At 43.7% G+C, this 13418-nt stretch carries 9 protein-coding genes; 5 read left to right on the top strand and 4 right to left on the bottom strand.

Features of this window, described 5'->3' with window-relative positions:
• The first annotated feature begins 123 nt into the window (after positions 1-123).
• Entirely contained in the window at positions 124-1803 is a 1680-nt protein-coding gene (locus F6J99_RS04175; RefSeq protein WP_293111835.1) for a S8 family serine peptidase, read from the top strand.
• A gap of 151 nt (positions 1804-1954) precedes the next feature.
• Positions 1955-3220: a tetratricopeptide repeat protein gene (locus F6J99_RS04170; RefSeq protein WP_293111834.1), complete on the top strand. Its 1266-nt coding sequence runs from the start codon at positions 1955-1957 to the stop codon at positions 3218-3220.
• Positions 3221-3297: 77 nt separating this feature from the next.
• On the opposite strand, the gene F6J99_RS04165 is transcribed toward F6J99_RS04170, so the two are convergent.
• A complete protein-coding gene (locus F6J99_RS04165; protein ID WP_293111864.1) occupies positions 3298-4533 on the bottom strand; it encodes a methionine gamma-lyase family protein in 1236 nt (411 codons plus the stop codon).
• A gap of 76 nt (positions 4534-4609) precedes the next feature.
• On the opposite strand from F6J99_RS04165, the gene F6J99_RS04160 reads away from it, so the two are divergent.
• Entirely contained in the window at positions 4610-5431 is an 822-nt protein-coding gene (locus F6J99_RS04160; protein ID WP_293111833.1) for a fatty acid desaturase, read from the top strand.
• Between the two features lie 331 nt (positions 5432-5762).
• The gene (locus F6J99_RS04155; protein ID WP_070394338.1) at positions 5763-6500 is read left to right on the top strand and encodes a response regulator transcription factor; all 738 of its coding nucleotides are present in this window, start codon (positions 5763-5765) and stop codon (positions 6498-6500) included.
• A 135-nt stretch (positions 6501-6635) separates the two neighbouring features.
• Here the strand turns inward: F6J99_RS04155 and chlP are convergent, their stop codons facing one another.
• Complete coding sequence (gene chlP / locus F6J99_RS04150) at positions 6636-7859, bottom strand: geranylgeranyl reductase (RefSeq protein WP_365972581.1); 1224 nt, start codon at positions 7857-7859, stop codon at positions 6636-6638.
• 383 nt (positions 7860-8242) lie between these two features.
• Positions 8243-10039 (bottom strand): serine/threonine-protein kinase, encoded by a 1797-nt coding sequence (locus F6J99_RS04145; RefSeq protein ID WP_293111831.1) that lies wholly within the window; start codon positions 10037-10039, stop codon positions 8243-8245.
• 789 nt (positions 10040-10828) lie between these two features.
• Between F6J99_RS04145 and F6J99_RS04140 the strand changes: the two genes are divergently transcribed.
• Positions 10829-11827, top strand: coding sequence for a glycosyltransferase (locus F6J99_RS04140; protein WP_293111830.1), 999 nt, complete (start codon positions 10829-10831; stop codon positions 11825-11827).
• A gap of 83 nt (positions 11828-11910) precedes the next feature.
• Here F6J99_RS04140 and F6J99_RS04135 read toward each other — a convergent pair whose 3' ends face one another.
• Positions 11911-13149, bottom strand: a complete 1239-nt coding sequence (locus F6J99_RS04135; protein WP_293111829.1) for a DUF445 family protein — start codon at positions 13147-13149, stop codon at positions 11911-11913.
• Between the last annotated feature and the right edge of the window lie 269 nt (positions 13150-13418).

Here is a 13418-nt window from a genome sequence, read left to right as displayed (position 1 = left end):
AGGAATAGGGAAAAAATCTTGTGTAGCTCACAAATATGAGAAATGCTATAGCTAGATCTAGCTAAGCGTTTGGGAGATTGCTAAGTAGTCGGACATCAATCAACCTGCTCTGTGTAAACAATTATGAAAATTCCGATCCAAAAAACACTGGTATGGCTATTGGGTGGTTTAAGCATCTCAGGGGTAATCGCCCCAGCCTTGGGATTAGATACATCAATCTCAGAAGCTGGTATTAATGTCTATCGGTTACACCAACCTCCCTATAATTTAACCGGTCGCAAAATTGCCATTGGGCAAGTAGAAATTGGTAGACCTGGATTATTTGGTAAGGATAAGGCCGCTATCAAGAATCGGACAGTAACTCCTGCCGGAGTATTTTATCGTAACACCCCAGCACAACCTAATACTCATGTTGATGAACATGCGGCTATGGTAGCAGCTGTGATGGTTAGTCGAGACAAAGGGTTGCGGGGAGTAGCACCTGATGCAAAACTCTACGCTTCAGCAGTTGGCTCCCTGTCTAGGAGTGGACAACCAGAAGAGTGCCTGGCGGCTCAGCATATTGCTCAGCAAAATGGCTCAGATGTGCGGGCAATTAATTTTAGTTTTGGTGAATCCCTACAGCGGGACCCCAGGGAGGAAGCGTTGCTGGATGGCAATGCGCTGTTAACTCTATGTATCGATTGGTCAGCTAGGGTGCATGATGTCTTGTATGTGATTGCTGGCAACCAAGGGAAAGGGGGCATTCCGATCCCAACAGATAATTTTAATGGTATTAATGCAGCATACACAGCCAAGCGTCAGGGAGTTTTTAATAAAGTAGACTTTGCTAACTTGAGTGCTTTACCAGTTGGTATTGGTCGTCGTCTGATTCGGCAAGAAATTAATGTTGGTTCCCGCCGCTCCATTAATTTGGTAGCTCCTGGCAACAAGATATCGTTGTATGACCTCAAAGGTAAAGTGACTAAGGTCAGTGGTACCAGTTTTGCTGCTCCCCATATCACTGGTGTTGTAGCATTGCTACAGGAATTTGGTGATTCCGCTTTGCGCAAGCTGCGCTCAAGACAACAAAAACTATTCTTGATGCAGTCCCTCAGGGCGGAAACCTCCAATACCGGGCTGCATCGCTTGTGGATGAATTGGAGTACAGATTCCCGACGCCATGAAGTAATGAAGGCAGTGTTGCTTAATTCTGCTGACAAAATCCAAGATCTCGGTGATGGGATGCTACTAGGCATGAGCCGCACGATTCGGGCAAAGGATAATCACCACTGGTTAGAGTCTGATGCTTACCAAGACCCCAAAATTCCTCTGGATATGCAGATGGGGACAGGACATCTAAATGGGTTTCGAGCTTACCAGCAATTTAAACTCGGTCAATGGAGCCCCAGTGGCATTGGAGTGCCACCAATAGGTTGGGATTACCGTACTGTGGAAAAATCATCTTATCGGGACTATGTGTTAACAAAACCCCTAGCAGAAGGAAGTTTTATCTCCTTAACTCTGGCTTGGGACCGTTTGGTGGAGTTAGAGGATCAGAATAATAATGATGCTTATGATGTTGGGGAGAGTTTTCGCGATCGCGGTTTGAATAATCTTGACCTCTATTTAATGCCAGTGGGAGAAGAGGACACTACCAAAAGTGTCTGTGCTTCTATCAGTGAAGCGGATGCTGTGGAACATATTTTCTGCCAAGTCCCTGCTCCGGGTCGCTATAAAATTCGGGTTCAGTATCAACAACAGCTTAATCAGCCGTCTCAAGCTTATGCTTTAGCTTGGTGGACAGTTCCAGATGCCCAATGAGAAGCAAGATGGGGAAGATAGGGAAAGTTCTAAACTTTCCTCACATCCGGGAAACTCATGAATTTTTACAAATTTTACTCATCAAAATCACAAAAAAAACAATAATAAAGTAACTAAAGTAAGAATGGTAGTTGATTCAGAGTGAGAAGGAATGGAAGCAGAGTTTTACTACCGAGGAATAGATAAAATTCGTCAAGGAGACTTGAACGAAGCAATTGAGGAATTTGACAAAGCCTTAGAGATTAATCCGAACTTCGCCGAAGCCTACTATAAAAGAGCTATGGCTCGCTTTGACTTAGGGGATCAACAAGGTGCGATCGCCGATTATACTCAGGCTTTAGAAATCAATTCTGAAAGTATTGAAGTTTATTTCGGGCGGGGTTTAGCTAGATTGGCACTCGGAGATGCCACTGGAGCAATAGAAGATGCCAATCAAATACTTAAAATTAATCCTAACCAGCCTGCTGCTTGTAAGCTTCAAGGTAGTGCCTACCGTAAGTTAGGAGATAATCAGGCTGCGATCGCATCATTTAAACAAGCAGCTCAGCTCTACCTAGACCAAAAAGATAAATTGAATTGTCGTCGTTGTCTTGAGAGTATCAATCAAATTCAACAACAGCAACTATTAGCTTTGGGTCGAGCCCAGACTAACGATTTTTGCAATCAAGCAATAAATAAAGTTAACACAGGCAAGTACCGAGAAGCCTTGGAGGATTTCAACTGGCTGCTTGAGGTTGACCCCAAAAATGCTCAAGCCTATTGCTATCGAGGTATTGTTCACTGCAAACTTCGTAATTACAGCAGAGCCATTCAAGACCTTGGTCAAGCTATGGAACTAAATCCCCAAGATGCTCAGGTCCTTTACCATCGAGGATTAGTCCGCATTGAACTGGGAGATTACCGGGGAGCTATTGATGACTTGACCAAGTTACTACAAAGCAATCCGGAAAATCGGGATGTCTTGATTCATCGGGGTAATGCCTATATCCAGATGGGAGACTATCGGCAAGCCATCGAAGACTATTCCCGAGTTATTACTCTTAAACCCAATGATGCTCAATCATATCGTTATCGGGCAACCGCTCGTGAAAAGTTTGAGGATCTACGGGGAGCATTTGAAGATTATCAACAAGCGGCAAACCTGTATTTCGATCAACAAGACTGGACTAATTATCGGAAACTGCTCGATAAACTCAAACAGCTACAGCCATTACAACTGACCGAGGGGTCGAGCAATCAAGAATCACAAGCACCATCAAATACCAAACCTAGTAGGGAGTTGCAACAAAGACTACTGAGACTGGTAGGAGGACAATCGGATATCGCAACACGCCTACTTGACTTGGCTAAAGGAAAATACCCAGGAATGTCAGAAAAGTGGTATTGGGAGAAGGTGATCAAAGATTTAGAACGATAGCGCTATAATAAATGAAATATTGATAACACTAGCGACAAGAAAGCATATGCGCTACGTGCAGGCTACGCCAACAGCTATCAGCTATCAGGTGTTCCGATGGCTTCAATGGCAGCTTCTAATGCGATCGCAATATGAGTCCAATGGGTTCCTCCCTGACAAAACACAATATAAGGCTCCTTAAGCGGACCATCGGCAGAAAATTCTGACGTACTGCCATCAATAAAAGTCCCCCCAGCCATCACTAACTGACTCTCATAACCGGGCATTGCGGCTGGGACAGGGTCGAGGTAGGAACCTACGGGAGAATGCTGTTGTATCCCTCGACAGAAAGCAATTAATTTTTCCGCTGAACCCAACTCAACGGCTTGAATCACATCCCGACGGGGTAGCATCGGTGGGGGATTTACAGGATAACCCAGTTCTGAAAGAGTATGAGCGATTACATGACTCCCTTTGAGGGCTTCACCAACCATTTGGGGAGCTAGGAATAATCCTTGAAACAGCAATCGATTCTGATCGAAAGTTGCCCCACCTGAACTACCAATCCCTGGAGCAGTCAGACGACAGGTCGCCGCTTCAACTAAGTCAGCTTTTCCAGCTACATAGCCTCCAGCAGTAGCAATCGTTCCCCCAGGATTTTTAATCAAGGAACCCGCCATCAAATCTGCTCCTACTGCTGTCGGTTCTTGCTCTTCTACAAATTCTCCGTAACAGTTATCGACAAAACAGATAGTATCAGGATTTTGTTGTTTGACAAGCTTGACAATTTTTTCTATTTCTGATATTGAAATACTCTTTCGCCAAGAATACCCACAGGAACGCTGAATGAAAACCAGGCGGGTATTCTCTCCTACCGCTGTTGCCAAGGCTGACCAATCTAAACTTCCGTCACTAGTTAGGGACAACTGGCGGTAACGAATCCCAAATTCTAGTAGGGAACCTTGACCATCACCCCGTAAACCAATCACCTCTTCCAAGGTATCGTAAGGGGCACCGGCAATCGCTAGCATTTCATCACCAGGACGCAATACCCCAAACAGGCAAGATGCGATCGCATGGGTTCCGGACACAAATTGTACGCGCACAGCTGCCGCTTCAGCTCCCATGACATCAGCAAATACCATGTCGAGAGTTTTACGTCCTAAATCATCATGGCCATAGCCTGAAACACTAGCAAAGTGATGCACTCCTACACGATGTGCTCGAAAAGAATTCAGTACCTTTTTGAGATTTTGCTTGACGACGGTGTCAATACCATAAAAGATCGGAAATAGTGCTTTTTCTGCTGCTTGCAGCCTTTGAGAGCTGTTCATTCCCAAAATTCGCGCCTCGAAATTTTAGATCAAAGAGAGCGGGTTATAACAATTTGTATCCTATTAGACTTACTGCATGACAATTGCTACTTCAGATAATCTTCGTTTAGATTGGGTCGTTATTACCTATATGGCCTTTATTCACCTAACAGCGCTGTTTGCCTTACTTCCGAGCAACTTTAACTGGACAGCAGTAGGCTTAATGATCTTTTTCCACTGGGTGACAGGGGGCTTGGGGGTAACTCTGGGATGGCATCGCTTAGTGACCCACCGCAGTTTTCAGACACCCAAGTGGTTAGAATACTTCCTAGTTTTGTGTGGTACCATTTCCTGTCAAGGAGGAGTGATCCATTGGGTAGGACTACATCGCATCCATCATTTGCACTCTGACACCCAACCCGATCCTCATGACTCCCATCAAGGCTTTTGGTGGAGTCACATGGCTTGGATGTTACATAAAATTCCTGCTGATGAGCAAATTTCTAAATTCACTAAAGATATTTCTGGAGATCGGGTTTATCAGTTTTTGGATAAGTATTTTGTGCTTGTTCAAGTGGTTCTAGGACTGTTGCTGTATGCCCTCGGTGGCTGGCCATTTGTAGTGTGGGGGATTTTTGTCCGGCTAGTACTAGTGTTTCACTGTACCTGGTTTGTCAACAGTGCTACTCACAAATTTGGTTATCGCACCTATGAGTCTAATGATTGCTCAAAAAACTGCTGGTGGGTAGCCCTACTAACCTATGGCGAAGGCTGGCACAACAATCACCATGCTTATCAGTATTCTGCAAGGCATGGCATTAAATGGTGGGAAATTGACCTGACTTGGATGACGATTCAGTTCCTACAACAGCTGGGTTTAGCCAAAAACGTGAAACTGATTAGTCCTGAACAGACGTAAGTTACCCTAGGGTGGTACCTTGAGTACTACCCTGCTAGTTGCCGAGCGGATTCAGTTCTCAGGGCTAAGTGCTAAACCCTCGCAAAGCAGAAGAGTATACTCCGGTTTCAACAGTCCAAGCACTATGAATTGATCCTGTCTACTGACGGACTTATGACTCTAGCACTGAGATTTAGGGAGTTTGTCGGAAAATTCAAAAATCTTAAAAATTCTTAGCTTTTGTTTACAACAAACGTAAAGTCTGCCTTTATAATCATATAAGTATTGTTACTAATCTCAAATTGTTCTTATCGAACGTTAACGGATACACCTTACCAACAACTCCTTAGTGATGCCCCGGATACTGGTCATCGATGACGACCCCGCAATTTCAGAATTAGTCACCATCAATTTGGAGATGGCTGGCTACGATGTTAGTCAAGCAATGGATGGCATCAAGGGTCAGGCTCTAGCTCTGCAACTGCAGCCAGACCTGATTATGTTAGACTTGATGCTACCCAAGGTAGATGGTTTCACCGTCTGCCAACGGTTACGTCGGGATGAACGCACTTCCGATATTCCAGTATTGATGTTGACTGCCCTAGGTCAAACCCAAGATAAGGTAGAAGGCTTTAATGCTGGTGCCGATGATTATCTCACCAAACCCTTTGAACTCGAAGAAATGCTGGCGCGAGTGCGAGCATTACTACGGCGCACAGACCGAATTCCCCAAGCTGCTAAGCATACGGAAATCCTGAACTATGGTCCTTTGACCCTGGTTCCAGAAAGGTTTGAGGCGATTTGGTTTGATAAAACCGTGAAACTGACCCATCTGGAGTTTGAACTACTGCACTGTTTACTCCAGCGCCATGGTCAAACTGTTTCTCCCAGCGAAATCCTTAAAGAGGTTTGGGGGTATGACCCTGACGATGATATCGAAACCATTCGAGTACATATTCGTCACCTGAGAACCAAGCTAGAACCTGATCCCCGCCATCCTAAGTACATCAAAACCGTTTATGGAGCAGGTTATTGCTTAGAGTTGCCCAATACAGAAAAGACCCTAGAAGTGAATTCGGCGACTGCCTAGGATGAACTTGGTGATGTCAGATCTACTACAAATCGACTTTGTTAACCTAGATGGGAAAGCCCCCGCCCTTAAGCCGGGGGTAAGCTTTCTCACCGTTACTCAGTTGGCTACTTCTGATCAGAAATAGATCAAGTTCTAGGGAGCCAAAGCATTGCCCCGCAACAAGCTACCAATTGTCTTCGCTGTAATCTTCATTTGGATAAGAGGATTAGCAGGTACAACGGTTTTATAGAGATAGCTATCGAAAGTCAGCCGCTGCACATCCTTGTCAGCACACATCTCTACAAAGGCTTCTCGGCTAGCATCGGAGTTATAGAAAACTCGTTGTAGAATATCTAGGACTTTGTAGGTCATGCCGTATTTCTTATCCCAGCGCTTCAGGTAAAGCTTGAGGTCACTCTCTGTGGGGATACGGCTACCGCCGTTAGAGGTTTCCACAATGGTTTCAGCACACATGCGAGCTGATTTAGCCGCAAAGTAAATCCCTTCTCCAGAGGATTTAGTGACTGTTCCAGCAGCATCACCTACCAAAGCTACCCGACCAACTACACGTCTAGGTCTGGGATGCTCAGGAATAGGATGGGCTTCCACTTTGATGATTTTCCCACCCACAAGTTTTTTAGCCGCACGGGCACGAATCCCTGCTTGTAGCTTTTTGATCAGGGATTGGTTTACCCTCATAGTGCCGGTTCCAACGGCAACGTGGTCGTATTTAGGGAAGACCCAAGCGTAGAAATCAGGAGAGACATCATTGCCCACATACATTTCTGCCAGGTCTTGGTAGTAATTCATCATGTTATCTGGCAGACTGATGCGCTCTTGGAATGCGATCGCATAATTGTAATCCCCAGCATCAATTGCTTTGGCAATCCGGGAATTTGCCCCATCAGCTCCAATCACCACATCTACTTTCAAGGTTTTGTGGATTCCCTTGACACTGCCATCAGAATGGTCAGAATAATAGATGGTATAGGGTTGAGAGTTACTGGTGGGAATATCGAGTTTATAAACGGTGCCATTAATTAAGTTAGCCCCCAACTCAGCCGCACGATTGCGCATGAACCCATCAAGCACCTCGCGACGGCACATCCCAATATATTCGTTTTCCTTTTCTATATGGATATCAACTTCAATATCAGACGGTGAGATCATCTTCATGTTTCTCACTTGCCGGTCAATAATTTCTGGTGGCAGGTCAAACTCACTGACCATACATAGTGGAATCGCACCACCACAGGGCTTAGCATTGTCCAGCTTACGCTCAAACAAATAGGTTTCGATTCCTGCTTTAGCTAACGTCTCGGCAGCAGAAGAGCCTGCTGGTCCCGAACCAACTACTGCAACCCTTAGTGCTGGCATGTTTTCTCCCATGGTTTTTTAAGCTACGGAAAGCATACTATCATGGACTTTCCTGTGATCTGAAGCTTCCCTAATATTTGGGGTCAAGTTGCAATACACCTTAACAAAAGTTCGTAACATTACTTAATGATTACCGCTGTGATTGGTCATTTTAATCGTTAACGGTTAATTGTTAAGATTAATAATGAATTGTTAATTATTATGTAATTGTTAGGAATTGTTATTCTTAATGGTTAATTCTTAATTATTAGACCTTTATTAAACCTGTTGGAAAATAAGAGAAAATATCGATAGTGTAGGCAAATCGGTAAAGTAATACCAATTCGTCAAAGTAGGACTACAGATGCAGATGGTGCGAGAGTCAAGTTTTGGAACTACTGAATTTAGGGTTGCAGTTTCTGCCGTGCCTGCTGACGTAGCTTCAGGGCATTCGGGTGGTTAGGTTCAATCTGGAGTGCCTTATTTAAAGAAGTGATTGCCTGATTAAAGCGTCCTAGTGTCATCTGAGCTTCCCCCTTAGTCATCCAAGCCTGTGCCAAATTTCGTTGAAGTGCGATCGCTTTCTCCAAAGCCGTAATCGCCTCAACAGAACGACCCAACTTTTGGAGGGTTATTCCCTGTGAAAGCCAAGCTTCCGTTAAATCTGGCTTGAGGGTAAGGGCTTGGTTATAGAGTCTTAGGGCTTCTACAGACCGTTGCTGTTGGTCAAAGGCTTGACCAAGGCTCCACACAGCTTCTGGATAGTTAGGTTTGAAATGTAAGGCATCATTACAAGCAACAACTGCCATCTCCGGCTGTTGGAGTTTATTCAGACTGTAGCATTTGCCCCAATAGGCTTCCGCAAAATCTGCTTTTTTAGCGATCGCTTGGTCATATAGTATTAGAGCTTCCTGGTACTGTTGAGATTTCCGCAACTGGTCAGCTTCCTCTAAAACTTGCTCCCCTGTAACCGTAGCCTCAGTTTTATAGTTAGTCTTATAGTCAGTCTTATAGTTAGTATTTTCACCAGTTGGTTGGGCGGATAGAAACGTTTTCCACAGCAGCAAGCCCACCCCCAACATAGTTATCGATACAGTAATTAAGCCCAACTTCACCAATCGTTGCGGAATAGATAGTGTTGTCAGGTTAGGTGCTGAACCTCTCGAAGGTTGGGGGGGGTCAAGTTGAGGCGTAGTTCTACTTTGACTCCTGGTTATCATTGACGAGGGGACTGTAGTGTTTGCTAGCTTCCTAATATCCGGAATTGGGAGTTCCATCCCAGACTCGCTTTCCCTGGTGATTTCCTGAGTAGGGATTTCTTCCTCAGCTTCAGACAACAGTTGCGGTTTTGCTAAACTAGCCAGTACCTCTAGAGCCTCAGCTGCTGTCCGATAACGGTCACGGAAATCATAGCGCACCATAATGTCAAGAATATGCGCCAACTCTGGGCTAACCTGCTTTGCGTAGTGTTGCCAATCAATTTCACTAGTTATGGGATTTTCCTTAAAGTTTTTGGGATGAACCCCAGTTAATGCCTGGATACCAACCATGCCGACAGCATAGATATCACTGCTAAAGCGGGGCCTTCCTGCCAATTGCTCATGGGGCATATAGCCCTGGGTGCCTATAGAAACCGTTAAATGAGTTTCCCCGGTTTCAGGATTAATCTTTTGGCTACTGACTTGCTTAACAGCACCAAAGTCAATCAGCACGATTTTGTCGTCCCCTTGGCGGCGGATCAGGTTAGAGGGCTTAATATCGCGGTGGATAATCTGTTGTTGATGAACAAAGGCCAATACCTGTAGAATGTCTGTTAATAAAGCAATAACTCGCTCTTGTGAACACGGATTACCCTGGAGAAGTTCTCGATTCAAAGGTTGTCCTTCAATCAATTCCTGAACCAGATAAAACTGCTGATCTTCCTCAAAATGTGCTAGTAGGCGAGGGATCTGGTCATGATTACCTAGCTGGTACAGAAATCGAGCTTCTCTATCGAAAAGGCGTCTTGCCATTTGCAGCGTTGCCGTCTGTGCGGTTTGGGGCAAAAGATGTTTAACCACACATCGGGGTTGATTTGGCAAATGTATATCTTGTGCCAGGAAAGTTCGACCAAACCCACCAGCTCCCAGTTGGTTGATAATTTTGTAGCGTCCGCCTACTAGGGCTTTTGCGGGTTTTGTCTGTGCAGATAAGCGGCTCATCTAAGGGTTAGTGATGACTACTTAATTATGATTCCAAATTAAGTAAATATACCATTGATTTGGATCCTAAAGCTAGTTATATCACAACGAAAGTTAACATTACCAAAGGAGTTCCCACGGGGCTTACAAAGTGCAGTCAGTTGACCCACACATAACCCAAAGCACTCCCCCTTTGCATCAAGACAGCGACTGCAGCTAATTTATGTTAATAAATCAGCCTTTTCAAGAGGGTTATACTCATTAATCTCACCAACCCAAAACTGTTGCTAATTATCTGTTAATAGTTACTATGATTCTTTATTAATGATGTTTTAACAAACATCAGATCACCCATCAGCCACCAAAATGCGCTGCTCTACATGGATTTGAATTTGACTATAGCTGAACAAAATCCCATCAGGGGGCAGAATCCCCCATAAGACCAGTATTAAAGCAGCCTTGAAACCCCCCACCCCCTTTGAAAATTACCAGTTCGTCGAGTATGCTATGGCTATACCCTTTTGCCAGAAAATTAGCTTGGCCGGAAGACAAGGGGTTACTGAGTTCTACTTTGTGAGCTCTTCTTTGAGAAGTGGTGCAAAAGCTTAAAAAGTACCGCTTGCGATCGCCTTTTGGCTCTTAGCTCAGAGATTATCTCTGGGAAAATGTATGTCAGTCGCTTAAATCATTACCTGAAACCAGTATTTTCCGAGCAGACGTTTATAACTGAATCCAAGACTACCAACCGGATAATGCAAAAAAAATTTGGTCATTACTGACTTTTAACCTATGGTATAAATAATTTATTTCATGAATACATCTGTCTCAGTAGTTATCACCACCTTTAATAAAGCCCAGTACCTCGAACAATCAGTAAAGAGTGTACTAGCCCAAACCTTTTCCCCGGTTGAATGCATTATTGTCGATGACGGCTCTACTGATAATACCCGCCAATTTGCTGATAAGTTAATCCAGTACTACCCACAGATACAGTACTTTTATAAAGACAATGGAGGGGTATCATCTGCTCGTAATTTTGGCGCTGATAAAGCCACTGGAGAATGGATTCAATTCTTAGATGCTGATGATTGGATTCATGAAGATAAAATCAGATTCCAATTGAGCTGTTTAGAGGGAACTGGTGATAATGTAGTATTTTACTCCGACTATGAACGGGTCTATGTTGATCAAGACGAAAACATTATTGAAACCAAGCCTCATGTTGTTGGTGCTCTCACCAAAGAACAGCTCATCGAACGACTGCTAATTTGTCCAGATTTTCTGGCAGACTCTCCTTTTCCATTGTTACAGCAATCGATGCTGTTCAAGAAAAAACTCTTAGACCAAAGAAACTTTGATACTCGCTTGAAAGCCTGTGAGGATCGAGAATGGGTATTGGAACTTCTGCAACGGAACGTCAGATTTGTCCATACTCCAATCATCGGAGCCTATTATAGAAAACACCGATTCAATCTCACCGATAATAGCTCACTGATGCGGGAGTCTTACATTAAGTATTTTGAAATTGTCTTGACAAATCACAAAAACTTAGTTATATTATGCCAGAAAAGTATTAAGTATTTGATAGAAAAAAGTTTTGAAGAAAAAGACCAGGAAAGTTTTACTAGACTGGCTAAATTAGTGGAATTACCAGTGTATCTGCTCAATGGCAAAATTAAAGTTAATCATCGTTGGTTATTAAATTTACTCTATTCCATCCGAACGATGACACCAAACTTTTTACTATACGAAAGATACCGAGGTCCCCGTTCTCGTAAACTTTTATCCATCATTAGCCGTCGAGCTTAGCATAAACTGGGATAAACGTCCCGTTTCTTCCTTAGGATCAGGCTCAGGATAAATTCTAGAGAGTATCCTGATTAAATTCCTGATTAAATTCCTCCTGTCAACAGCAGCAACACTGTTTGAAATAGTCCTACCATTACCCCTAAAATACCCCCTAAATTCACAATAGCTTGTAATTCACTTTTTACTAAAGTCTGAATCGTGATTTCCATATCTTTTGGAGAAGTAGCGTTTACCCGTTCAACAATCACCTCATCAATAGATAAAATCGGAATCACTTCAGTCATAATTTTTTCCAAATCCTCCTCCAGGTAGCGCTCTATAACCAAAGCAAGTTCTTGGCTAATCATTGTTAACGATGTAGTCATAATTGCTGACTCTCGGAGCCGATTAACAATTAACACAGACACCTTTTCCCAGTCAATAGATTGATTTAATCCTTGTATAAATCCAGCACCACCCTCTTGAATATAAGCACGCACCGAATCCCGCATAGTTTTCCGTAGCTGTCTCACTGTTGACAAAGGCAGATTTTGCAATGAAACATTTTGCAACCATTCCCGCAAGCGATCGCGAGTTCCTAGAGCCACAATTAACTCTTCGATGCGAGCATTAGTCGCTTCTTTTTCGTCAAGGCAAAAGCTTCGCAGGCGGATCAAAGCATTGCGCAGACCAAATAAATTTGCCACTACCCAGTATGTCCCACTGGACTTTTCCCGAAAGTCTTCATCAATGATTTGAATGTTGCGGTCAGTTAGGAAATCAATAACTGCCTGTCGCAAAATATCTGGGGGGAGTACTACTTTTAATATCCACTCAGAAAGCTTCCGAGCTTGTTCTTGATCCAGTCGAAACTCCAATAAAATCTGGTCAAAAACATGATTAAGTTGGGCTTCTAGAAAATCCTTACGACGGGCTAAGACTTTTAGCATACGTGGCAACGATTCCCCGATCAAGTCTCGGAGAATCCCAGCAAGAATATGAGCTGTTTTCTGTTGCTTATCCGACCGGACTTGATCTAGCGCTAAGTTTAATAGCCACAAGATCGCTGCTTCCACACGTTCAGTATGCAGCAGACGCTTTGCCAAACGCTGTAACTCTTTTGGCGTCAGCAAAGACCCCATAATAGTGTCAGCCACTCGCTTAGCCAGCCGTTCCTGGTTGCGGGGAATTAAACCTGGTGTAAAAGGTAGCTGACGCTTACCGAGGTAAATTGGTCTGTAGGGACGGAACAACATTTTTATGGCTAAATCATTGGTGAAATAGCCAATAATTCCCCCAGCTATAGGAGGAACAAACAACAAGAACAAGTTAAACAGATCCAAAACAAAAATCGAGTTGTGTAGAACTTAAAAAGCAGGTAATCGGCAAGTTTAAAGTATGATGGAAAAAGTCAGAAGTTTACACTAGTAATAGCATTTATTAAATAGGTGAAGTACGACGGCCTTGGGGGTTTAGGGAGTATATAATAGGGAATAGGGAATAGGGAATAGGGAATAGGGAATAGGGAATAGGGAATAGGGAATAGGGAATAGGGAATAGGGAATAGGGAATAGGGAATAGGGAATAGGGAATAGGGAATAGGGAATAGGGA

It is taken from the genome of Moorena sp. SIO4G3, assembly GCF_010692305.1.
Classification (GTDB): domain Bacteria; phylum Cyanobacteriota; class Cyanobacteriia; order Cyanobacteriales; family Coleofasciculaceae; genus Moorena; species Moorena producens_A.
Note: the sequence above shows the minus strand (reverse complement) of the source record. Positions and strands in the feature narration are given on the sequence as shown.

Coding starts and splice junctions, on each gene's coding strand:
- F6J99_RS04175 (WP_293111835.1), top strand. CDS start 124: ATGAAAATTCCGATCCAAAAAACACTGGTATGGCTATTGGGTGGTTTA.
- F6J99_RS04170 (WP_293111834.1), top strand. CDS start 1,955: ATGGAAGCAGAGTTTTACTACCGAGGAATAGATAAAATTCGTCAAGGA.
- F6J99_RS04165 (WP_293111864.1), bottom strand. CDS start 4,533: ATGAACAGCTCTCAAAGGCTGCAAGCAGCAGAAAAAGCACTATTTCCG.
- F6J99_RS04160 (WP_293111833.1), top strand. CDS start 4,610: ATGACAATTGCTACTTCAGATAATCTTCGTTTAGATTGGGTCGTTATT.
- F6J99_RS04155 (WP_070394338.1), top strand. CDS start 5,763: ATGCCCCGGATACTGGTCATCGATGACGACCCCGCAATTTCAGAATTA.
- chlP (WP_365972581.1), bottom strand. CDS start 7,859: ATGCCAGCACTAAGGGTTGCAGTAGTTGGTTCGGGACCAGCAGGCTCT.
- F6J99_RS04145 (WP_293111831.1), bottom strand. CDS start 10,039: ATGAGCCGCTTATCTGCACAGACAAAACCCGCAAAAGCCCTAGTAGGC.
- F6J99_RS04140 (WP_293111830.1), top strand. CDS start 10,829: ATGAATACATCTGTCTCAGTAGTTATCACCACCTTTAATAAAGCCCAG.